General features: G+C 69.9%; 18 protein-coding genes and 1 tRNA gene. 7 read left to right on the top strand and 12 right to left on the bottom strand.

Annotated elements, in window-relative coordinates:
• Positions 1-5: 5 nt before the first annotated feature.
• Positions 6-1,175 (bottom strand): aminotransferase class V-fold PLP-dependent enzyme, encoded by a 1,170-nt coding sequence (locus BR31_RS0111495; RefSeq protein ID WP_027501090.1) that lies wholly within the window; start codon positions 1,173-1,175, stop codon positions 6-8.
• A 172-nt stretch (positions 1,176-1,347) separates the two neighbouring features.
• Here BR31_RS0111495 and egtA point away from each other — a divergent pair, with 172 nt between their 5' ends.
• The 4 genes from egtA to egtD are packed head-to-tail and all read left to right on the top strand — an operon-like array spanning position 1,348 to position 5,674.
• The gene (gene egtA / locus BR31_RS0111490; RefSeq protein ID WP_027501089.1) at positions 1,348-2,598 is read left to right on the top strand and encodes an ergothioneine biosynthesis glutamate--cysteine ligase EgtA; all 1,251 of its coding nucleotides are present in this window, start codon (positions 1,348-1,350) and stop codon (positions 2,596-2,598) included.
• A complete protein-coding gene (gene egtB, locus BR31_RS0111485) occupies positions 2,595-3,947 on the top strand; it encodes an ergothioneine biosynthesis protein EgtB (protein ID WP_037176333.1) in 1,353 nt (450 codons plus the stop codon). Before egtA ends, egtB begins: the two co-directional genes overlap by 4 nt.
• Positions 3,948-4,706 (top strand): ergothioneine biosynthesis protein EgtC, encoded by a 759-nt coding sequence (gene egtC, locus BR31_RS0111480; protein ID WP_027501087.1) that lies wholly within the window; start codon positions 3,948-3,950, stop codon positions 4,704-4,706. It abuts the gene before it with no gap.
• Entirely contained in the window at positions 4,703-5,674 is a 972-nt protein-coding gene (gene egtD, locus BR31_RS0111475; RefSeq protein WP_027501086.1) for an L-histidine N(alpha)-methyltransferase, read from the top strand. The genes egtC and egtD overlap by 4 nt, the downstream gene beginning before the upstream one ends.
• Positions 5,675-5,722: 48 nt before the next feature.
• On the opposite strand, the gene BR31_RS32430 is transcribed toward egtD, so the two are convergent.
• The 9 genes from BR31_RS32430 to BR31_RS0111430 form a co-directional block, all read right to left on the bottom strand.
• On the bottom strand, positions 5,723-5,851 hold the full coding sequence (locus BR31_RS32430) for a hypothetical protein (protein ID WP_027501085.1): 129 nt from the start codon (positions 5,849-5,851) through the stop codon (positions 5,723-5,725).
• 175 nt (positions 5,852-6,026) lie between these two features.
• Complete coding sequence (locus BR31_RS0111465) at positions 6,027-7,745, bottom strand: cutinase family protein (RefSeq protein WP_027501084.1); 1,719 nt, start codon at positions 7,743-7,745, stop codon at positions 6,027-6,029.
• A gap of 124 nt (positions 7,746-7,869) precedes the next feature.
• Positions 7,870-8,358: a GNAT family N-acetyltransferase gene (locus BR31_RS0111460; protein ID WP_027501083.1), complete on the bottom strand. Its 489-nt coding sequence runs from the start codon at positions 8,356-8,358 to the stop codon at positions 7,870-7,872.
• 55 nt (positions 8,359-8,413) lie between these two features.
• Entirely contained in the window at positions 8,414-9,070 is a 657-nt protein-coding gene (locus BR31_RS0111455; RefSeq protein ID WP_027501082.1) for a hypothetical protein, read from the bottom strand.
• A 192-nt stretch (positions 9,071-9,262) separates the two neighbouring features.
• A complete protein-coding gene (locus BR31_RS0111450) occupies positions 9,263-10,492 on the bottom strand; it encodes a serine hydrolase domain-containing protein (RefSeq protein ID WP_027501081.1) in 1,230 nt (409 codons plus the stop codon).
• Between the two features lie 41 nt (positions 10,493-10,533).
• Positions 10,534-11,175 (bottom strand): DUF2461 domain-containing protein, encoded by a 642-nt coding sequence (locus BR31_RS0111445; protein WP_027501080.1) that lies wholly within the window; start codon positions 11,173-11,175, stop codon positions 10,534-10,536.
• 71 nt (positions 11,176-11,246) lie between these two features.
• Complete coding sequence (locus BR31_RS0111440; protein ID WP_027501079.1) at positions 11,247-12,230, bottom strand: ribose-phosphate diphosphokinase; 984 nt, start codon at positions 12,228-12,230, stop codon at positions 11,247-11,249.
• Complete coding sequence (glmU, locus tag BR31_RS0111435) at positions 12,227-13,702, bottom strand: bifunctional UDP-N-acetylglucosamine diphosphorylase/glucosamine-1-phosphate N-acetyltransferase GlmU (RefSeq protein ID WP_027501078.1); 1,476 nt, start codon at positions 13,700-13,702, stop codon at positions 12,227-12,229. The genes BR31_RS0111440 and glmU overlap by 4 nt, the downstream gene beginning before the upstream one ends.
• A 90-nt stretch (positions 13,703-13,792) precedes the next feature.
• Positions 13,793-13,863 (bottom strand) — tRNA-Gln (locus tag BR31_RS0111430).
• A gap of 139 nt (positions 13,864-14,002) precedes the next feature.
• Between BR31_RS0111430 and BR31_RS0111425 the strand changes: the two genes are divergently transcribed.
• From BR31_RS0111425 to BR31_RS0111415, 3 genes are all read left to right on the top strand, one after another.
• Positions 14,003-14,644 (top strand): TetR/AcrR family transcriptional regulator, encoded by a 642-nt coding sequence (locus BR31_RS0111425; protein WP_027501077.1) that lies wholly within the window; start codon positions 14,003-14,005, stop codon positions 14,642-14,644.
• Positions 14,645-14,828: 184 nt separating this feature from the next.
• Complete coding sequence (gene mfd / locus BR31_RS0111420) at positions 14,829-18,455, top strand: transcription-repair coupling factor (protein WP_231496456.1); 3,627 nt, start codon at positions 14,829-14,831, stop codon at positions 18,453-18,455.
• The gene (locus BR31_RS0111415; protein WP_231496455.1) at positions 18,442-19,128 is read left to right on the top strand and encodes a nucleoside triphosphate pyrophosphohydrolase; all 687 of its coding nucleotides are present in this window, start codon (positions 18,442-18,444) and stop codon (positions 19,126-19,128) included. The genes mfd and BR31_RS0111415 overlap by 14 nt, the downstream gene beginning before the upstream one ends.
• Positions 19,129-19,147: 19 nt before the next feature.
• Here BR31_RS0111415 and efeB read toward each other — a convergent pair whose 3' ends face one another.
• Together efeB and efeO are read right to left on the bottom strand one after the other, a co-directional pair.
• Positions 19,148-20,452: an iron uptake transporter deferrochelatase/peroxidase subunit gene (gene efeB, locus BR31_RS28300; RefSeq protein WP_051637310.1), complete on the bottom strand. Its 1,305-nt coding sequence runs from the start codon at positions 20,450-20,452 to the stop codon at positions 19,148-19,150.
• Complete coding sequence (gene efeO / locus BR31_RS32185; RefSeq protein WP_027501074.1) at positions 20,433-21,566, bottom strand: iron uptake system protein EfeO; 1,134 nt, start codon at positions 21,564-21,566, stop codon at positions 20,433-20,435. The genes efeB and efeO overlap by 20 nt, the downstream gene beginning before the upstream one ends.
• Positions 21,567-21,569 lie beyond the last annotated feature (3 nt).

Here is a 21,569-nt window from a genome sequence, read left to right as displayed (position 1 = left end):
CTCCGCTACAGCGCCGCGACCGCCTCGACGAGCCGCTCGAGGTCCTCGAACGAGTTGAAGCAGTGTGGCGACGCCCGCACCACCGCGTCCAGGTCCCGGTTGCTCATGTCGACCAGCGTCGAGCCGCGGCCGCTGACGGTCACCGTGATGTCCTTGGCGGCCAACGCTTCCCGCACCGCCGCCGGGGCGACCCCGTCGACGGTGAAGGAGACGATGCCGCTGCGGGCGCGGCCGAGATCGCGCACCGTCGTACCGGGGACCGTCGCCAGCCCGGCGCGCGCGGCCTCGCCGCGTTCGGTCACCGCGGCGCTCACCTCGTCGATCCCCAGTTCGAGCAGGTAGCGGACCGCCGCACCCAGGCCGAGCCGGCCCGCGACGCCGCACTCCCAGAACTCGAACCGCGACGCGTCCCCGGCCATCCGGTAGCCGTCGGTCGCCGTCCACTGCGCGCCGTGCAGGTCGAGCGCTGCGGGTTCAAGGGTGCGGGCCAGTTCGGGGCGCACGTAGAGGAATCCGGTGCCCCGCGGGGCCCGCAGCCACTTGCGGCCCGTCGCCGAGAGCGCATCGACGCCGAGGGCGGCGACGTCCACCGGGATCTGGCCGACCGACTGGCAGGCGTCGAGCAGCACCAGCGCGCCGACATCGTGCGCCAGATCCACCACCTCGCGGACGGGATTGATCAGCCCGCCATTGGTCGGCGCGTGCACCAGCGACACCAGCCGAACCCGCTCGTCGAGCATCCCTGCGAGGGCGTCGAGGTCGATCTCCCCGGTCGGGGTGGACGGCACCACCTCGACGACCGCGCCGGTCGCGCGGGCGCGCTGCAGGGCCGCGATGGCGTTGCTGGCGTACTCGACCTCGGTGACCAGGACCCGATCGCCCGCGGCCAGCGGCACCGCGTAGAAGAAGTCAGTCCACGCCCTTGTCGCGCTCTCCACCAGCGCGAGGTCGCCTGCCTGCGCGCCGAGCAGTTCGCCGAGCGTGGTCTTCACGTCGGCCAGCTCGGCGGAGCGCTCCTCGGCCGCGAGGTACCCGCCGATCTCGGCCTCCCGGCGCAGGTGGGCGGTGACGGCTTCGAGAACCGGCTCAGGGGGCAGCGACGACCCGGCGCTGTCGAGGAAGACCTTGTCGAGGCAGCCGGGCGTATCGCGGCGCAGGCGTTGCTGATCGAGCATCTTCAGGCCCTCCTGGCTGAGCTGGCGTTGTGTGTCGGACAGTACCGTCGCCGCGGCCCCGCCCGCGGGCGCGACGGGTGCGCGATCGGCGATCTCGGTTTAGTGTCGGTGACGGTCTCTATTGTCGAATTCGTACTTGCCGAACATGCGCCGCCCACGATCGGAGCAGCTGATGGCGATGGCAGTGGATTCGCGCCGGCTCACCACCCGAGCCGCCGCGGAGGCGTACGTCGGTGGTGTCTGTTTCAAGCTCGGCCCACCCCGACTCATCGGTGCCGAACTGGAATGGCTGACCGCTCGTGACGACCCCGCGCGGAGCCGGCCGGACCTCGGCGACGTCGCCGCTGCGCTGGGGCCGCACGCACCGACATCGATTGCCCCTTCTTCGCCCGCTCTGACTCTGCCGAGCGGAAGCGCCGTCACCATCGAACCCGGCGGCCAGATCGAACTCTCCAGCGCGCCCCTGACCTCCGCCGAGGACCTGTGTGCCGCGCTCGCCGCCGACGAAGCAGTCCTGCGCCGCCTGCTGAGGGCGGCGGGCATCACCGTCCATTCCCGTGCCGCCGACCGGTCCCGCCCGGCTCAGCGGCTGCTGCGACTGCCCCGATACCGGGTCATGGAGGAGCGGTTCGACGGGCTCGGTCCGTTCGGCCGGCTGATGATGTGCAACACCGCGGCCGCCCAGGTGAGCGTCGACGCGGGCGCGGACCCTGCCGAGGTGTCCGCCCGCTGGCGGTTGCTCCAGGACGCAGGCCCCGCGCTGCTCGCGGCCTTCGCCTGTTCGCCCCGGTTGCGCGGGACACCGGATGGCGAATGGGCGTCGCAGCGGATGCGGGCCTGGCTCGAGCTCGACCCGGACCGGACGCGGCCGCTGCCGACCGACGATCCGATCGCCGACTACGGCCGCTGGGCACTGGACGTGCCGCTGCTGTGTGTAGTGGGTGGGCGCGGTGTCGGTGGGCGAGGCGCGGACTCTGACGGCGACTGGTCGGCACCGCCGGGTGCCACCTTCGCGGACTGGATCGCCGGGGCACTCGATTCCGAGATCGACAGGCGCCCGGACCTTGCCGACCTCGACTACCACCTGACCACGCTGTTCCCTCCCGTCCGGGCCGCGGGCCACCTGGAGGTGCGGTACCTGGACGCGCAACCGGGCGATCTCTGGCGGGTGCCGATCGCGGCGTTGGCCGCGCTGCTCGGCGACCGGGACACCGTCGCGGAGGCCACCGCGATCGCGGCGCCGACCGCAGGACGGTGGCGCGACGGTGCCGAGTTCGGGCTCCGCGACGGCGAACTACGGCGCGCCGCAAGCGAACTGCTGTTCCTGGCCGCAGCGCGGTCGTCCCGGTTCGAGGAGGAGCTCGCGGCCGCGGCCGAGCGATGTTGCCGCGGAACCAACCCAGCAGAGGAGTACCACCGATGACCGCAGGCCCCTCGACCCACGCAACGGCGCCCGAGGCCCCGACGCGCGAGGTCCTGCGCGCCCAACTCGCGACGGTGCTGGCCCGTGCCCGCGCCCGCAGCGCGGCCCTCACCGACTGCGTCGACGAGTCGGAACTGATCGCGCAGCACTCGCCGCTGATGAGCCCGCTGGTGTGGGACCTCGCGCACATCGGCAACCAGGAGGAGCTGTGGCTGGTTCGCGACGTGGGGGGCCGCGAACCGGTGCGCCGCGACATCGACGAGATCTACGACGCGTTCAAGCACGCGCGGGCGGACCGGCCTGCGTTGCCGTTGCTGAACCCGGAGGAGGCGCGCGGCTACGTCGCGGAGGTACGGAACAAGGTGTGGGACATCCTCGACCGTTCGCCGCTGGCGGGCAGGCCGGTCGAGCGGGACGGTTTCGCGTTCGCGATGATCGCCCAGCACGAGCAGCAGCACGACGAGACGATGCTCGCCACCCACCAGTTGCGAAGCGGCCCAGCGGTCTTGCGCGCCGTCCCTGCACCGGACCCAGTGCGCGCGGTGACACCGGACGAGGTGGTGATCCCGGGTGGTGAGTTCACCATGGGCACCTCAACGGATCCGTGGGCGCTGGACAACGAGCGGCCAGCCCACCAGGTGAGCGTCGCGACGTTCGCGCTCGACGCCGCCCCGGTCACCAATGGGCAGTATCGGGAATTCATCGCGGACGGTGGGTACGAGCGCGCCGAGTTGTGGAGCGAACGCGGTTGGGCGCACCGGCAGTCGGTCGGCCTGACCGCGCCACAGTTCTGGGAGCGGGACGGGGCGGGGGACTGGTGGCGGAGGTCCTTCGGGATCCTCGCGCCGCTGAACCCGAACCAGCCGGTGGTGCACGTCTGCTACTTCGAGGCAGAGGCGTACGCGCGGTGGGCGGGCAAGCGGCTGCCGACCGAGAGCGAGTGGGAGAAGGCCGCCCGGTGGGACCCGGCGACCCGTCGATCGCGCCGATACCCCTGGGGCGATGAGGAACCCGGTACCGAGCACGCGAACCTCGGGCAGCGGCACCTCGAGCCGGCCGGTGTCGGGGCGTACCCGCGGGGCCGATCCCCGCACGGCGTGGATCAGCTGATCGGCGACGTCTGGGAATGGACCTCGTCGGACTTTCTGCCCTATCCGGGTTTCGCGGCGTTCCCGTACCGGGAGTACTCGGAGGTCTTCCACGGCGGCGACTACAAGGTGCTGCGCGGCGGGTCGTTCGGCACCGACCCGGTGGCCTGCCGCGGCACCTTCCGCAACTGGGACCATCCCGTGCGGCGTCAGATCTTCGCGGGATTCCGTTGCGCGCGTGATGTGACGGAGAGCGCCTAGATGTGCAGGCACCTGGGCTATCTGGGCCCGCCGCGCGCGGTGGGAGAGGTGATCACCGCGGGATCACACAGTCTGCGCGACCAGTCCTGGGCGCCGCGGGACATGCGCAGGGGCGGCACGATCAACGCGGACGGATTCGGCACGGCGTGGTGGCAGGGCGATCCGGGATCGCCGGACGGGGTGCAGGCCTACCGGAATCCGGTGCCGATGTGGGCGGACCCCGCGGTCGACGGGGTGCTCGGGCAGGTCCGTTCTGGTGCCGTGCTCGCGGCGGTCCGCTCGGCCACCGTCGGCATGCCGCTCGAGCGCGCCGCGTGCGCCCCGTTCACCGGCGACGGGTGGGCACTGAGCCACAACGGTCGGATCGTGGGCTGGCCGGATTCGATCGCCGGGCTCGCCGAGTGGCTGCCGGCCGTGGAGTTGCTGCGGATGCCGGCGTTGACGGATTCGGCGTTGCTCTGGACCCTGGTGCGGCGCCGACTGGATGCGGGCGCACCGGCCGCCGTACTGGCCTCGGTCACCGCCGACGTCCTCGAGGCCGCGCCCGAATCGCGGCTGAACCTGTTGTTGGGCAACGGGACGACGCTGTGGGCGACCACCGTGTACCACTCGCTGTCGGTGAAGGTCGACGAGACCAGCGCGATGATCTCGTCGGAGCCGATCGACGACGACCCGGGCTGGCAGCCCGTACCGGATGGGCACCTCGTCGAGGCGCGGCCGGGACATCTGAACATCACCGAGTTGGGAGATCATCTATGAGCGAACCGACCCTGGAGATCCACCTCGCGCCGGAGCAACTGCTCGGGTCCCTGCGCGAGGACGCCCTGATCGGGCTCACGTCGACACCGAAGTGGCTGCCGCCCAAGTGGTTCTACGACGCGCGGGGTAGTGAACTGTTCGAGGAGATCACCCGGCTGCCCGAGTACTTCCCGACCCGCACCGAGCGGGAGCTGCTGCGGGCGAGTGCCGCGGACATCGCGGAGGCCACCTCCGCGCAGATCCTCGTCGAGCTGGGCTCGGGTTCCTCGGAGAAGACCCGGTTGCTCCTCGGCGCGATGACCGAGCACGGAACGCTGGAGCGCTATGTGCCGCAGGATGTGTCGGAGGCAGCCTTGGTGTCCGCCGTCGGGCAGCTCGCCGACGAGTTCCCGTCGCTGACCGTGCACGGCATCGTCAGCGACTTCACCGACACGCTGCACAACCTGCCGCGGGGCGGTACGAGGATGATCGCGTTTCTGGGTGGAACCCTCGGCAATCTGGTGCCCGACGAGCGGGCCGAGTTCCTGGCCTCGATCGCCGAGGTGCTGGACGAGGGCGAGCAGCTGCTGCTGGGAGTCGGGCTGGTCACGGATCCGGCGGTGCTGGTTCCGGCCTACGACGACGCCGCTGGGGTGACCGCACAGTTCAACCGCAACGTCCTGTCGGTGCTCAACGAGCAGCTCGGCGCCGACTTCGATGTGGATCGGTTCCGGCACGTGGCGCTGTGGGACGAGACGAACGAGTGGATCGAGATGCGGCTGGAGGCCGCCGAGGCGATGAGCGTGTGCCTGCCGGGCATCGGCCTGGACGTGCGGTTCGGCGCGGGGGAGCAGATGCGCACCGAGATCTCGGCGAAGTTCCGGGTCGAGGGCATCGGCAAGGAGCTCGACGCCGCAGGCTTCGGCAGCGACCGGGTGTGGACCGATCCGGACGAGCGGTTCGCGCTGATCCTGGCGGACAAGAAGTAGGCCCGCGCCGGACCCGCACGGATTCGTGTGGGTCCGGCGCGCCACAGCCTAGGACTGAGAGTTGAGGAACAGTCCCAGTCCGATCAGGGCGCCGGCGCCGCTGAGCAGGCCGGCTCCGAATCCGGCGACCTTGGCAACGGTGCCGAGCATGGCGAGGTCGGCGTCGGAAGATCCCATGGTGTTCTCCTTATGGCGGTTGGGTGAGTGATGCACGTCTCAGTGCGCCGCCATTGTTGACAGAGAACTCGATCGGCCCGGCCACCTGTCTCGGTGACTGAGACCCCACAGGGGCCCGGGTGAAGGTGCCCGGTGAGGCTCGCCTCCCGAGGCGACGACAACCGCCGCGCCGCGGCTACCCGGCCGGGCTCGGAGCCGGAGTGGTGGTGGTCGGGACGGTGGTGGTGGTTGCCGCCGCCGCAGCGGTGGCGGGGGAGACGGTGTCCGGCACCGAGTCCTGCGAGTCCGACGGGGCCGCAGCCTCCGCGGCGGGGACCGCGCTCGGTGTCGCGGCGGGTGTAGACGCCGATCCGGATTCCGATGCCGCCGGTGTGTCGGTGGTCGTCGCTCTGGTCGTGGTCGTCGCTCCGGTCGTGGTCGGCGCGGCGGACTTGGTTGCCGTGACGGTGCCCGCCACGGGCGCGGTGCTCGGCGTCGTCGGTGCGGCCGAGGTGGTGGCCGTGGCCGTGGCCGACTCGAGCGCGGCCGCCAGGCTGCCGGCATCCGGCTTGGCCGAGGGATCGATGGGTTGACCGTTCTGTGCCTGCTGCGCGAGGTGCGTCAGCCACGCCGCCGCGTACTCGGCGGATGTCAGCGGCTTCCCGTTGGCGGCATCGTTGTCGCGCCAGTAGTCGAAGTGGTGACCGACGTCCTTGGCGAGCGTGAGCTGGTAGGGATCGCTGAGGACGACCGGGATGGTGTTCTGGTTCGTCGTGATGAGTCCGATGATCTCCTTGAACACCTTCTGCGGGAGGTAGGCCAGCGGGGACATCTCGTCGGCGGAGATCGACTGGGCCTTCGCCGGGGCCGTCGCGGCCTCACCGGGCTTGTACGACGGGGAGGACACCTTCAGCAGCACGTCGAGGAAGGTCTGGTCGCCCTTCATCCAGTCCGGCTGGGACCGTACCTCCGCGAACGCATTGAACGCGATCTGGCTGAGTGCGACCGCGACGTCCTGTCCCGTCGCAGGCGTGAGGCCCTCACGCTCGAGGGTGTCGACATTCAGTTGCCTGCCCACGTTGATCGCGAGCTGCAACAGCGAGATGTTCTCCGGCACCGCGCAGGTGAAGTCCTTCTCGGAGCAGAACGAGGCGACCTTGCCGCCCAGTGCGCCGAAATCGTCGCCGCCGGTGTCCGGGAGCGCGCCCTGCCCCGTGGTCGGGTTGGTGCCGTTCTGGAACTGCCGGTCGAATCCGTCCGGATTGGCGAACGGGTTCTTGGCCCCGGGGAACGGTCCCTGACCGTTTGCCCGGCCGGCATCGGCCAGGATGACCACGCCGACGACGTTGCCCGGATTCACGATCCCGTATCCGCCGTTGCTGTCGGCGTCCTGGTGGCCGACGTCCATCGCGACCCGCCGGGCGACGTCAGCGCCCTCGCTGTAGCCGACGACCGCGAATTTGGTGTCGGGGCATGCAACCCGGATCTCGCGCATCACCGATTCGGTGTTGGCCACGCCGGTTGCGACGGCCTCCTCGTAGCTGCTCATGTTCGCGGGGTAGGCGATGTAGACGGCGGCGTACGCGTTCGGGTCGACGACGCCGTTCGGTGCGTTGATCACCGGATCGACCCAGTGGCTGCTGTAGTCGCTCGACAGCGCGGCAGGCAGGGCCTCGCCGTTGGGTCCGACCAGCATCTTCGTGGTGCCCGCCACGGGCGTGTCATTGCGGCCGGCGATCGAGACGGTCACCATGTCGTGGCACTCGGTCACCGACGACGTGAGCTCGGTGTCCGCGGTGCGCGGGGCCGGGGACAGGGCCCAGGTCAGCCCGAGTATCGCCGTCACCCCCACGACGGCAGGCACTATGGCGGCCGAGGCTATCCGATGGCGTGCGATGAACCCGCGAACTTTCATGTCGTCTCCCCATTCCGACTTCGAGGCACGCGTCGGTACTACCCCCCGAGCGGTGCGTCACATCACCAGGTACATCGTCACACGGGGCGGCAGTGCTACATGCGGGTCTCGCCGATTGATTCCGCTACAGCGTCAACTGCATGAACGTCATGTCCAGCCAGCGCCCGAACTTCATCCCGACCTCGGGCATCACGGCGACCGTCCGGAAGCCGAACCGCTCGTGCAGTGCGATCGAGGTGGTGTTGCCGGACTCGATGCTCGCCACCATCACGTGCACACTGCCTGCCCGAGCCCGCTCGATCAGCGCCGCCATCAGCTGGGACGCGATGCCCTTTCGATGGTGGTCGACGTGCACGTACACCGAGTTCTCCACCGTGTACCGGTAGCCGCTCTTGGCCCGCCACACCCCGTAGGACGCGTAGCCGGCCACCCGCCCGTCGGATTCGGCGACGAGCACCGGGTACCCGGCGCGGCGGCGCGCCTCGAGCCATTCGCGACGGTCCTCGACGTCCACGGTTTCCTCGTCCCAGATGGCGGTGGTGTTGAGCACCGCCTCGTTGTGGATCTCGAGGATGCCGGGGAGGTCGTGGTGGTCGGCGTCGCGGATCAACAGGCTCACCGCCTCATCGTGCCGCACCGTGACGCCCCGCCGCACAGGGACCGTGGGTCTAGCCGTCGAGGCCGCGGCGGGTCTTCTCCAGTGCGGCCAGCATGCGCAGGATCGACGCCTTCTGGTTGCCGAGGTCGGTGAGCCGGGCGCGGGCGGCAAGGCCCTGGCCTGCCTCCGCGACGGTGATCTGCTCGTCGACCGACGCGAGCTGGTCGAGCAGACCGGTGACGCGCGCCTCGAGGGTCGCCATGTCGACGGTCGTGGTCGGTGCCGACGCCGCCGGGGTGGAGGCAGAGGAGGCGGCCTTCGGGGCGGCCGCGCGACGCGGAGCGGATGCGGGCGCGGTTTCCGCGACGACCGCGGCCGCGCGCGGGCGCAGGGCCTTGCGGACCAGTGCCGGGTCCGGCGGGGTCTCGAGCTTGATCTGGTTCAACACCGCGCGGGCGTCGCGGGCGTTGACGCGCCACTCGCGCTCTTCCTCGTCGTCGGACTGCAGCGTGCCGCCGAGCGGGCGCAGTCCGTACATCCCGAGGAAGCGCCGGGCGCCGTCGATGATCTCTTCGTTCTCGCGGCAGGTTCCGCAGCGCGGCTCGTTGCGGTAGGCCTCCACCGCGTCGGTGTCCCCGCACCAGACGCAGGCGCCGGGAACCCATCGCCTGGCCGTCCGCATCGTCGTTGTTCCGGACTGGCCATCGAGTGTCTGCGCGTCAATCACGACGCATGACAATAGGGCAGAGCGAAGTGGCCCTCGACACCGGCTGGCAACCAACCTGCGGTTCTGCATTCCGGCGTGATCAATCTCATGTTCATGTCTCGGCGCGGCGCGGCGCGACCGGGTCAAACGGTTGCCGCGCAAGAGGTTCCGGCACCCGTCGGGCCGCCCAACGGGGCCGGTCGACGGGCAGGGTCACCTCTGCGGCGGGGGCGGAGGCGCGTCGCCAGGGGCGAGCTGGGCACCGATCTTCCGGAAGATCGACTCGGCCGCATTCTTGTACAGGCCGGCCTCGTCGAAGGCCTCCTGGTCGTAGGTGACGGCGACGGCGATCGCGACCTTCTTCGACGGCAGGTAGGCCTCCGCCGCCGCGTACCCGGAGAACAACGGATTCTGCAGCAGCCAGTCGCCGGAGATGACGATCCCGAGCCCGTAGGTGTAACCCTCCGACATCGGGGAGCAGGTGGGGCACCCGGGCAGGGCCGTCGTCTTGCCGCGCAGGTCCGTCGACACCATCCGCTGATACGACTCCGAGGACAGGAGCTTGCCCGTGCCGATCGCGACCGCGGTGTCGTGCAGGTCGAAGATGTCGGTGGTCTGAACGGCGCCGCGGGTGATGGTCCAGGACGGGTTCCAGTAGGTGGATTCCTCGTAGAACGGTGCGCCGGCCGGGATCTTGAGGGCCTCGCGACGCTCGGAGCTGAAGGCGTGCAGGGCGGGTTGGGCGATGGCAGCCGTGCCCGGGTCGGTCGTGTTGGTCAGTCCGAGCGGGCCGAGCACCCGCTCCTGCATGAGCTCCGCCATCGGCTTGCCGGTGATCTTCTCCAGCGCCAGCCCGAGGATGACGTAGTTGGTGTGCGCGTAGTTCCAGTTCGTCCCCGGCTCGTAGATCAGCGGCTTGGCGGTCGCGGGGGCGATGAGCTCCTCGGGCGTCCACCTGCGGAACGGGTCGGCGTAGATGGCGTCGTCGAACTCGGGCGCGCCGAGGACGTAGTCGGGGTAGCCCGAGGTCATCTGGGCGAGCTGGCCGAGGGTCACGAGGTCGCTGTGGGGGATGTACGGCAGCCAGGTCGACACCTTGTCGTCGAGGCTCACCTTCTTCTCGTCGACGAGCTGGAGCAGCAGGGTGGAGACGTACGAGATGGCCACGGCGCCATTGCGGAAGTGCATGTCGGTGGTGGCGGGCACGCCGGTCATCGACTCGCCGACGGCCTCGGTGAGGATCTCCTTGCCGTCGACGGTGGCGCGCACGATCACCGCCTTCAGATGGCTCTCGGCCATCGCCTCGCGGACGATCGTCTTCACGGCCGCGGCCTGCGCTGGGTCGGCGGGTGACGGGGGCGGCGACGAGGTGTCCGTCGAGGTGCACGCGGCCACGAGGCCGACCAGGCTCACGAGCACGAGGACGCGCCGGATCATCGCCATAGCTGATCTTGGCAGACCCGGCGGCCGCGCCGTCTGCTTTTCTAGGCCGGGGCCCCCACCACATCGGTCGCCCACTCGACCAGCGGCCGCATCGACTCCCAGGCCTTGCGGACCTCGGTGGCGGTGCGCCTGCTGTCGATCCACTTCGGTGAGGCGTACAGGCGACTGGCCGTCAGCGTCTTGTGACGCAGCAGCTCGATCCGCGGATGCTCGACGGAGAACCCGCGTGGCGTCGTCTTGAGGCGGTCGCCGCCGATCTCGAACTTCGCGGCCTCGAGGTCCCGGGTGATCGTCTCGAGCTGCCCGCCTCGGAGGTCGCTGTCGATCGCGGCACGAAAGCGCGCGACTCGATCCGGGTCGGCCTGATAGAAGCCGCCCGCAACGAAGAGTCCGCGGGCGTCGAGCTGTACGTAGTAGCCGAGGCCGGGCCGCACCGCGCAGAAGCCGCCTTGATGCGTCTTGTACGGCGACTTGTCCTTGGAGAACCGGACGTCGCGATACGGGCGGAACACCTTGCCGGGACCGAAATCGGGCTCCAGTTCGGTGAGCAACGCGGCCATCGGCGCGTGCACGGTCTCGTCGTAGACGGCCTTGTGTGCCGTCCACCAACTCTTGCTGTTGTCCGCCTCGAGGTCCTCGTAGAAGTCCAGGGCGGCGACGGGGAACCCGGAGAACGCGGTCATGTGAAAAGGCTAGCGCCTGTGCGCGGTTGACGGGTCCAGGGACTCGTCAACCGCGCACAGGCGCGAAGCGCCTACGCGCTGCCGTTGAAGAGGGAGGTCACCGAGCCGTTCTCGAAGACCTCCTTGATGGTGCGCGCGAGCAGCGGCGCGATGGAGAGCACGGTCAGCGTCGGGAAACGCTTCTCCTCGGGGATCGGCAGCGTGTTGGTCGCGATGACCTCCTTGGCGCCGCAGGATGCCAGTCGCTCCGCGGCCGGGTGCGAGAAGATGCCGTGGGTGGTGGCGATGATGACGTCGCCTGCACCGGCATCCTTGAGCACCTTGACGGCGCCCGCGATGGTGCCGCCGGTGTCGATCATGTCGTCGATCAGCACGCAGGTGCGGCCGTTGACGTCACCGACCACACGGTTGGACTTGACCTGGTTCGGGACCAGCGGGTCGCGGGTCTTGTGCACGAACGCCAGCGGCGCGCCGTCGAGGGCATCCGCCCACTTCTCGGCGACCTTGACGCGGCCCGCGTCGGGGGAGACGACGCAGATGTTGTCGGTGCCGTAGTTCTCCCGCACGTACTCGGCGAGCTGACCCTGCGCGTGCATGTGATCGACGGGCCCGTCGAAGAAGCCCTGGATCTGGTCGGTGTGCAGGTCGACGGTGATGATCCGGTCCGCGCCCGCGGTCTTGAGCAGGTCGGCGATCAGACGGGCCGAGATGGGCTCGCGGCCGCGGTGCTTCTTGTCCTGGCGGGCGTACGGGTAGAACGGCAGCACCGCGGTGATGCGCTTGGCGGATCCACGCTTGAGCGCGTCGATCATGATCAGCTGCTCCATGACCCACTGGTTCAGCGGGGCGGGGTGGCTCTGCAGCACGAACGCGTCGGAGCCACGGACCGACTCCTCGAACCGGACGAAGATCTCACCGTTGGCGAAGTCGCGGGCGGTCTGCGGGGTGACCTGGATGTCCAGCTCTTTCGCGACCTGCTCGGCCAACTCGGGATGGGCGCGACCAGAGAAGAGCATCAGGTTCTTCTGGTTGTCGATCCAATTCGCGCTAGTCACTGATCTTCGCCATCCTTGTTCGTGTTTTCGGCTTGTTGCTGTGCCCGCGCCGCCGCTTCGGCCGCCGCGGTGCCGGGTCGGTTCCGCTCGACCCAACCTTCGATGTTGCGCTGCTTACCCCCGGACACGGCGAGCGCGCCGGGCGGAACGTCGAACCGCAGCACCGTACCCGCACCGGTGTACGCACCGTCGCCCACCTGCACCGGGGCGACGAACATCGTGTCGGACCCGGTGCGGACGTGCGACCCCACCACCGTACGGCTCTTGCTGACGCCGTCGTAGTTGACGAAGACGCTGGACGCCCCGATGTTGCTGTGCTCACCGACGGTGGCGTCGCCGACATACGTCAGGTGCGGCACCTTCGAGTGCGCCCCGATCTCGGAGTTCTTGACCTCGACGAAGGCGCCCAGCTTGCCCCCCTCGCCGAGCACGGTGCCGGGGCGCAGGTAGGTGAACGGCCCGACGGTGGCGCCCGCGCCGATCGTCGAGCGGTCGGCATGGGTGCGGATCACGGTGGCGCCCTCGCCGACGGTGACGTCGCAGAGGGTGGAGTCGGGGCCGATGACGGCGTCCTCGCCCACGGTGGTGTGGCCGCGCAGCTGCACACCGGGCTCGATGGTCACGTCGCGTCCGAGGGTGACGCCGACATCGATCCAGGTGCTGGCCGGGTCGACCACGGTGACGCCTGCGCGCATGTGTCCTTCGATGATGCGACTGTTCATCTCCGCGGCCACCCGGGACAGCTGGACGCGGTCGTTGACACCGGTCACCTTGGCCTCGTCCGCGAGCTGCGCCGCATACACGTGATGACCGTCTTCGCGGGCGATCTTGAGGACGTCGGTGAGGTAGAGCTCCTGCTGCGCGTTGTTCGTTCCGAGCTTGCCGAGTGCGTCGCGCAGGACCCTGGCGTCGAAGGCGTAGACACCGGAATTGACCTCGGTGATCGCGATCTGCTCCGGGGTGGCATCCACGTGCTCGACGATCTCGACCACCTCGCCTGCCGCGTTGCGGACGATGCGTCCATATCCGTTGGGGTCGGCGGGGACGAAGGTCAGCACCGTCACCGCGGCAGGGGTGGGTGCCGTCTTGTGCTCGTCGATCAGGCCGAGCAGGGTGTGGCCGTCGAGCAACGGCACGTCGGCCGCGGTGACGAGCACGATCCCGTCGAAGTCCTCAGGCAGCGACCGCAGCCCGCACTCGACCGCGTGACCGGTGCCGTTCTGTTCTTCCTGGATCGGGACGAGGATCTTGCGACCCAGTTCGGTGGCGACCTCCGACACTGCCGCGCTGACTGCGTCACGCTCGTGCCCGACCACGGTGACCAGGTGGGTGGGGTCGAGTTCGGAGGCCGCGTACAGCGCGTGCGCGAGCATCGTCCGGCCCACCAGCGAATGCAGCACTTTGGGGGTCTTGGACCGCATCCGTGTGCCCGCTCCCGCGGCGAGGACTACCACGGCGGTCTCGGCTGGCATGACGCTCCCTCGAAATCGAACCGGTCTCTACAGCTGCTGGGTGACCCAGCAGATCGCGCCACTGTGCCAATGGTCGCTCATTAGTACTCGCTCCGCCGCCAGGACTCGAACCTGAACTATCTGAACCAAAATCAGAGGTGCTGCCATTACACTACGGCGGATTGCCGCACCTGCGGAAACGCGTCAGAAACCGGAGGCTCGACCCGGCCCCGCCTGTGCGCCCACGATCCTCGCATGCTGCCGCGGATTTGGTCGAACCGCCTCGACTGAATCGATTCGCGTGCCGGATAGGCTGGCGGCATGTCCCGACCCCCGCAGGCCCCCGGCGAACGACCTCCGCGGACGCGGATGACCGGCACCCAGCGTCGTGAGCAGCTGATCGAGATCGCCCGCGCGCTGTTCGCCGAACGCGGGTACGAGGCCACCTCCATCGAGGAGATCTCGGCCCGTGCGAGCGTCTCCAAGCCCGTGGTCTACGAGCACTTCGGCGGTAAGGAGGGCCTCTACGCCGTGGTCGTGGACCGCGAGATGTCGACGCTGCTCAACATGATCACCGCCTCCCTCTCGCAGAATCGGTCCCGGGTCCGAGTCGAGCGGGTGGCATTGGCCCTGCTCACCTACGTCGAGGAGCGCACTGACGGGTTCCGCATCCTCGTGCGCGACTCCTCGGTCACGGCGGCCGACGGTACCTATTCGTCCCTGCTGAACGATGCAGTCAGCCAGGTCGGGCACATCCTGGCCTCGGATTTCTCCAAACGCGGCTTCGACCCGGACCTCGCGCCCCTCTACGCCCAGGCGTTGGTGGGGATGGTGTCGATGACCGCGCAGTGGTGGCTCGACGAACGGACCCCTCCCAAGGAGGTGGTGGCAGCGCACGTGGTGAACCTGTGCTGGAACGGCCTGACCAACCTCGAGGCCGATCCGAAACTCGGGGGCCGATAGCACCGCGGCAGGGGCCGCGCTACCGCGGCGGCCCCATCGGAAAACGTCGGTGGCCGCGCTTAGACTCTTCTGTGGTCGCCCAAGCGGCGGCTTCACCCGTTCGGCGAGCCCAGGAGCATCGACGTTGTCTTCCCGTTCTTCGAACCCGGTGGCCGTCGAACCCGCTGCCTTTCCCCTCGCCGGTGTGTTCGCGTCGGCGCTCGCCGACCCCGCCTTCGGCGGCGTGCGCGAGGCCGTCGGCTCGGCCTCGCTCGACATCGTCGCGCCCACCCCGGCCCGGCCGTTCATCGCCTCGGCCATCGCGGAGAAAGTGCAGCTGCTGCTCGTCACCGCGACGGGCCGCGAGGCCGACGACCTGACCGGTGAGCTGCGCGAGGTGCTCGGCGACGCGGTCGCCCAGTTCCCGTCCTGGGAGACGCTGCCGCACGAGCGGCTCTCACCAGGCGCGGACACGGTCGGCCGCAGGCTCGAGGTGCTGCGCAGGTTGGCGCGCCCGGACGACGCCGACTACGGCCCGCCGCTGCGGGTCATCGTCACCACCGTCCGCTCGCTGGTGCAGCCGATGGCCCCCGGGCTCGGCGAGATCGAACCGATCACGCTGCGGGTCGGATCCGAACACGACTTCGACGCGCTGACACACCGCCTCGTCGAACTGGCCTACGAGCGCGTCGACATGGTCGGCAAGCGCGGTGAGTTCGCGGTCCGCGGCGGCATCCTCGACATCTTCTCGCCGACCGCCGACCACCCGGTTCGGGTGGAGTTCTGGGGCGACGAAGTCACCGAGCTGCGCGCGTTCTCGGTGGCCGATCAGCGGTCGTTGCCCGAGCTCGAGGTCGCCACCCTGATCGCGCCGCCCTGTCGCGAGCTGCTGCTCACCGCGGCTGTACGTGATCGCGCGGCGGCACTGGCCGCCGACAACCAGGCCGATGCGGCGCTGGTGGAGATGCTCGACAAGCTGTCCGCCGGCATCCCGGTCGAGGGTATGGAGGCGCTGCTTCCCGTGCTGCAGAACGGCGAGCTGGCGCTGCTCACCGATGCGCTGCCCGCGAACACGCACGTGCTGCTCTGCGACCCGGAGAAGATCCGCACCCGCGCGACCGACCTGGTGCGCACCGGCCAGGAGTTCCTCGAGGCGTCCTGGACGGCGGCCTCGCTGGGCGGGGCGGCGCCGCTGGACGCGTCCGCGATCGACACCTCGAGCGTCGGTGGCAAGGGCCTCGACCTCGCGGCCTCCGCCTACCGGTCGCTGCGGCAGGTGCGCGAGAGCGTCGAGGCGTCCGGCAGGCCCTGGTGGACGGTCAGTCCGCTCGCCTCGGGCAGCGGCGAGGAGCTGGCCCTCGAACTGCGGGCGGTGCCGGAGGTCCGCGGTTCCGACGAGCTGCTGGCCGAGCTGTTCGTGACCCTGCGGGCGCACGTGAGCGCGGGCGGTCGGGCCGCGATCGTGGTGGCCGGCTCCGGCACCGCGCACCGGGTGCTGGAGCGCCTCGCCGAGGCGGAGGTCCCGGCGACCCAGCTCGCGCCTGGCGCGGCACCGGTGCCCGGCGTGGTGGGGGTGCTGTGCGGCAGCCTGCACGACGGACTGATGTTCCCCGGTGGCGAGGCCGCCGATGCCGGCCTGGTCCTGATCACCGAGTCCGACCTCACCGGCAACCGGGTCGCTGCGGTCGGGGACGGCAAGCGGCTGCCGGCCAAGCGGCGCAACCAGGTCGACCCGCTCGCGCTGACCGCGGGCGACATGGTGGTGCACGATCAGCACGGCATCGGCCGGTTCGTCGAGATGGTCGAGCGGACCGTGGGCGGCGCGCGCCGCGAGTACCTGGTGATCGAGTATGCGGCAAGCAAGCGGGGCCATCCCGGCGACCGGCTGTTCGTGCCGATGGAGTCCCTCGACCAGCTCTCCCGCTACGTCGGCGGCGAGCTGCCCGCGCTCTCGAAGCTCGGCGGCTCCGACTGGACCAACACCAAGCGCAAGGCCCGCAAGGCTGTTCGTGAGATCGCAGGGGAACTGGTCCAGCTGTACGCGGCCCGGCAGGCCGCGCCCGGGCACGCCTTCGGCCCGGACACCCCGTGGCAGAAGGAGATGGAGGACGCGTTCGCGTTCACCGAGACCCACGACCAGCTGACGGTCATCGACGAGGTCAAGGCCGACATGGAGAAGCCGGTCCCGATGGACCGGGTCGTGATCGGCGACGTCGGCTACGGCAAGACCGAGGTCGCGGTCCGTGCCGCGTTCAAGGCCGTCCAGGACGGCAAGCAGGTGGCGGTGCTGGTACCGACCACCCTTCTCGCGCAACAGCATCTGCAGACCTTCACCGAGCGAATGGCTTCCTTCCCCGTCAAAGTCCGGGGCCTGTCCCGGTTCACCGACCCGGGGGAGTCGCGGGAGATCATCGCCGGCATGGCGGACGGCGAGGTCGACGTCGTCGTCGGTACCCACCGTCTGTTGCAGACCGCGGTCCGCTGGAAGGACCTCGGGCTGGTGATCGTCGACGAGGAACAGCGCTTCGGCGTCGAGCACAAGGAACACATCAAGGCGCTGCGCACCCACGTCGACGTGCTCACCATGTCCGCCACCCCGATTCCGCGAACCCTCGAGATGAGCATGGCCGGCATCCGCGAGATGTCGACCATCCTCACCCCGCCGGAGGAGCGGCACCCGGTGCTCACCTATGTCGGCGCGTACGCCGACAAGCAGGTGGCCGCCGCGATCCGGCGCGAGCTGCTGCGCGACGGCCAGGTGTTCTATGTGCACAACCGGGTCAGCTCGATCGACAAGGCCGCCAAGCGACTTCGCGACCTGGTGCCCGAGGCGCGGGTGGTGGTCGCGCACGGCCAGATGAACGAGGAGACCCTCGAGAAGACCGTGCAGGGCTTCTGGGAGCGCGAGTTCGACGTGCTGGTGTGCACCACCATCATCGAGACCGGCTTGGACATCTCCAATGCCAACACCCTGCTCGTCGAGCGGGCCGATTCGCTCGGCCTGTCCCAGCTGCACCAGCTCCGCGGTCGCGTCGGCCGCAGTCGCGAGCGCGGCTACGCGTACTTCCTGTACCCGCCGGAGAAGCCGCTCACCGAGACCGCGTACGACCGCCTCGCCACCATCTCGCAGAACTCCGATCTCGGTGCGGGCATGGCCGTCGCGATGAAGGACCTGGAGATCCGCGGCGCGGGAAATGTGTTGGGGGCGGAACAGTCCGGCCACGTCGCAGGCGTCGGGTTCGACCTGTACGTGCGGCTGGTCGGCGAGGCCGTTGAGGCGTTCCGCGCCGTCGCCGACGGCAGGCCGGTCACCACCGACGAGGCTCCGAAGGAGGTCCGCATCGACCTGCCGGTGGACGCCCACATCCCGCCCGACTACGTGACCGGCGACCGGCTCCGGCTCGAGGCATACCGGAAGCTGGCCGCCGCCACCGACTCCGAGGCCATCGCCGCGGTGATCGAGGAGCTCGTCGACCGATACGGCCCCGTGCCGGAGGAGGTCGGCAGGCTGGTCTCGGTCGCCAAGCTGCGCCTGCTCTGCCGCGAGTTCGGCCTCGAGGAGGTCTCCGTGGCGGGCACCCAGCTCAAGATCGCGCCGATGCAGCTCCCGGACTCGAAGCAGCTCCGGCTCAAGCGCCTCTACCCGAGCGCGCAGTACCGCGCGACGACAGGGATGGTGCAGCTTCCGTTGCCGCGAACCGGCTCGGGTGGAGTCGGTGCGGACCGGCTGCGGGACGTCGAGCTGCTGCAGTACATCGCGGACTTCCTGCTCGCCCTCGACGGCCGGGCTGCGGGCGCGGTCGACGTCAGCAGCCTTCCTGCGAGGGTGTGAGACATTGGCCGGCAACGAGATCCGACCGGGTGACAGTGTGGTCGAGGCCATCGACGTGATGGACAAACTGTGGGGATACGGCGGCTGGGAGGTCACCCAGACCCACGACTCGCTGACGGTCTACCTCGTCGAGGAGACCTACGAGCTGCTCGATGCGATCGCGGCGGGGGACCCGGTCGAGATCCGCGAGGAACTCGGGGATCTGCTGCTGCAGGTGCTCTTCCAGTCCCGGATCGCGCAGGCCGCCGGGCACTTCGACGTCGACGACGTGGCGGCCACGCTGGTCGCCAAGCTGGCGCACCGCAGCCCGCACCTCGCCGAGGACGCTGTCGGCCCGATCGACATCGCCGAGCAGGAGGCGGCGTGGGAGCGCCGCAAGCTGGCGGAGAAGTCGCGCGCCTCGTGCATCGACGGCATCGCCACCAGCCTGCCCGCCCTTGCGCTGGCGGAGAAGGTGATCGGCCGGGCCCGCAAGGCCGGGCTACCCGCTGAGCTGGTGCCCGAGGACCTCACGACGGTGCGGATCGGCGAGAACGGCAGCGCGGAGGTGACCCTGCGGCGGGCCGTGCTGGCCTTCGCGGACCGGATCCGGGCCGCCGAGCGCGCCGCCGCGGCGGCCGGGATCACCCCCGGCCCGCTCGCCCCCGAAGACTGGAAGGCGCACTGGGCCTAGCGGATCCGAGCCGCTCCGGTCAGTGCCCGGGCTCGGCCACCGGTTCCACCGGAGTCGGCTTCCCCTCGAACAGCGTCGAACCCCAGTACCCGCCGTCTCCGACACCTGGCGGCACGGCGAACACCGCGGACCCGACGTGCTTGATGTACTCGTTGAGCGCGTCGTTGCGCGAGAGCGACAACTGCATCGGCACGAACTGCTTCTGCGGATCGCGGCAGTAGGCGATGAAGAACAGTCCGGCGTCGAGGTGCCCGAAGCCGTCTGACCCGTCGGTGAAGTTGTAGCCCCGGCGCAGGATCTGGATGCCGCCGAGTTCCTCGGCCGAGGCGAGCCGGACGTGCGCGTCGGCGTCGATGACGGGTTGTCCGCCCGCGCCCTTCGCCTCGAGGTTCAGTGGATCGAACTCGTTCTTCTCGCCGAGCGGCGCACCGGTGCCCTTGCTGCGCCCGATCACCCGCTCCTGTTCGTGGAGTGCGGTGCGGTCCCACGATTCGATCAGCATCCGGATGCGTCGGGCCACCAGATACGAGCCGCCCGCCATCCACTGCTGGTCGTCGGACTCGGCCACCCAGACCTGTTCGTCCACCACGCCCTGGTCCTCGGCCTTGATGTTGCGCGTTCCGTCCTTGAACCCGAACAGGTTCCGCGGCGTCGACTGGGTGGTCGAGGTCGAGGAGGTGCGGCCGAATCCGAGCTGCGACCACTTCACCGCGACCGTGCCGAAGCCGACCCGGGCGAGGTTACGGACGGCGTGCACGGCCACCTGGGGGTCGTCCGCGCAGGCCTGGATGCAGATGTCCCCTCCGCTGCGGGCCGGGTCGAGGGCGTCGCCGGTGAACTTCGGCAACTCGGTCAGCGCCGCTGGACGCTTGCCCGCCAGGTCGAACCGCTCGAACAGCGACGGCCCGAACCCGATGGTCAGCGTCAGCCGGCTCGCGTGCAGGTCGAGGGCCTCGCCGGTGTCGGTCGGCGGGGAGTAGTCGCCCGCGCCGATCGCGCCGTCGGGCACGGCCTCCTCGCCCGCCGTCATCCGCTCGGCCATCTCGGTCCACTTCTTCAGCAGGGCGACCAGGTCGTCCCGGGAGTCGGTGGTGACGTCGAACGCGACGAAGTGCATGCGGTCCTGAGCCGGGGTGACGATCCCGGCCTGGTGGGCGCCGCGGAAGCCGACCACCTGGGTGTCCACCGACGCGGACTCGGGTGCGGTCAGGCGCCCGACCGCCGCGCCCGCGCCCACCGCCAGCGCCCCGGCGCCGACAGCGCCGAAGAGCCTGCGCCGCGAGAGCCCTGGACGGCCGGCGCCGTCACTGCCCGGCGACGACACCCTGCACCTGGCTCACCTCGGCGGACAAGGCGTCGATCTTCTGCGAGAGCGCCTGTCGCTGCGGCTCGGTCACCGTGCTGTACAGCACGAAGCCGTCGCCGCTGCGGTAGAGGGCCAGCTCCGCATCGAGCTCGGCGAAGCGCTGATCGATCCGGGTGCCCAGCGCGGGGTCCTTCTCGTCGACGATCGGGCGGAGCGTCGCGATCGCGGCCTGGGAGCCGTCGACGTTGGCCTGGAAGTCCCACAGGTCGGTGCCGCTGAAGATGTCCTCCTCGCCGGTGATCTTGGTGCGGGAGACCTCGTCGAGCAGCGTCTGGGCGCCGCCGGCGACCTGGATCGGATCGACGGTGAAGTCGGGGGAGTTGATGCCGTCGGACAGTTCCTTGAGGTCGGCGAGGAGCTGGTCGGCGATGGCGTTCGTGTCAGGCTGCAGACCCTGGGCCCACAGATCCTTCTCGAGCCGGTGGAAGCCGGTCCACTTCTGGCCGGGTTCGAGATCGACCTCGCGCAGGTCGAGGCGCGGGTCGAGGTCGTCGGGGAACGACTCGGCGATCGGCTCGATGCGCTCGTAGTAGGTGCGGGTGGTCGGGAACTTCGCCTTGGCGGCCTCGATGTCGCCGGACTTGATCGCGGCGACGAACACCGCCGCCGTCTCCTGGAGGGCGGTCACCTGGCTCGTGACGTAGCGCTTGTATCCGGCTGCGGCGTCGGCCAATTGGCCGCTCTCGTCGGCGGTCTTCGCGGAGTCGCCGGTCACCGTGAACTCGGAGCGGATGCCGTCGCCGACCATGCCCGGCTTGCAGGCGGTGTGATAGGTGCCTGCCTCCGCGAAGTTCACGATCAGGTTGCGGGTCAGGCCGGGACCGACGTTCTCGACCTCGCCCATGACACGGTCGCCCTCGCCGTAGACGTAGAACTCGGTGACCTTCGACCCGTTGTTGGTGATCTCGAACGTGTTGTTGCCGGTCTCGCCGGTGTCGCGCGCGACCTCGCAACTGGAGTCGGTCGCGGTGACCGCGATCGCGCCCTCGGCGCTCTCGGACTTGGCGGTGCAGGCGGCCAGCGCCACCGGCGCGAGGGCCAGCAGTGCAATGGCGGGAACGGTGCGACGCACGAT

This window comes from Rhodococcus sp. UNC363MFTsu5.1 (assembly GCF_000686785.1).
GTDB classification, from domain to species: Bacteria; Actinomycetota; Actinomycetes; order Mycobacteriales; family Mycobacteriaceae; genus Rhodococcus_G; species Rhodococcus_G maanshanensis.
This window is presented reverse-complemented; position numbering and strand designations above follow the sequence as displayed.

What these genes read in the sequence shown, in the direction of transcription:
- BR31_RS0111495 (WP_027501090.1), bottom strand. Translation starts at nt 1,175, where the DNA reads ATGCTCGATCAGCAACGCCTGCGCCGCGATACGCCCGGCTGCCTCGAC.
- BR31_RS0111425 (WP_027501077.1), top strand. Translation starts at nt 14,003, where the DNA reads ATGTCCCGACCCCCGCAGGCCCCCGGCGAACGACCTCCGCGGACGCGG.
- egtC (WP_027501087.1), top strand. Translation starts at nt 3,948, where the DNA reads ATGTGCAGGCACCTGGGCTATCTGGGCCCGCCGCGCGCGGTGGGAGAG.
- glmU (WP_027501078.1), bottom strand. Translation starts at nt 13,702, where the DNA reads ATGCCAGCCGAGACCGCCGTGGTAGTCCTCGCCGCGGGAGCGGGCACA.
- egtD (WP_027501086.1), top strand. Translation starts at nt 4,703, where the DNA reads ATGAGCGAACCGACCCTGGAGATCCACCTCGCGCCGGAGCAACTGCTC.
- BR31_RS0111450 (WP_027501081.1), bottom strand. Translation starts at nt 10,492, where the DNA reads ATGGCGATGATCCGGCGCGTCCTCGTGCTCGTGAGCCTGGTCGGCCTC.
- BR31_RS0111465 (WP_027501084.1), bottom strand. Translation starts at nt 7,745, where the DNA reads ATGAAAGTTCGCGGGTTCATCGCACGCCATCGGATAGCCTCGGCCGCC.
- egtB (WP_037176333.1), top strand. Translation starts at nt 2,595, where the DNA reads ATGACCGCAGGCCCCTCGACCCACGCAACGGCGCCCGAGGCCCCGACG.
- egtA (WP_027501089.1), top strand. Translation starts at nt 1,348, where the DNA reads ATGGCGATGGCAGTGGATTCGCGCCGGCTCACCACCCGAGCCGCCGCG.
- BR31_RS32430 (WP_027501085.1), bottom strand. Translation starts at nt 5,851, where the DNA reads ATGGGATCTTCCGACGCCGACCTCGCCATGCTCGGCACCGTTGCCAAG.
- BR31_RS0111445 (WP_027501080.1), bottom strand. Translation starts at nt 11,175, where the DNA reads ATGACCGCGTTCTCCGGGTTCCCCGTCGCCGCCCTGGACTTCTACGAG.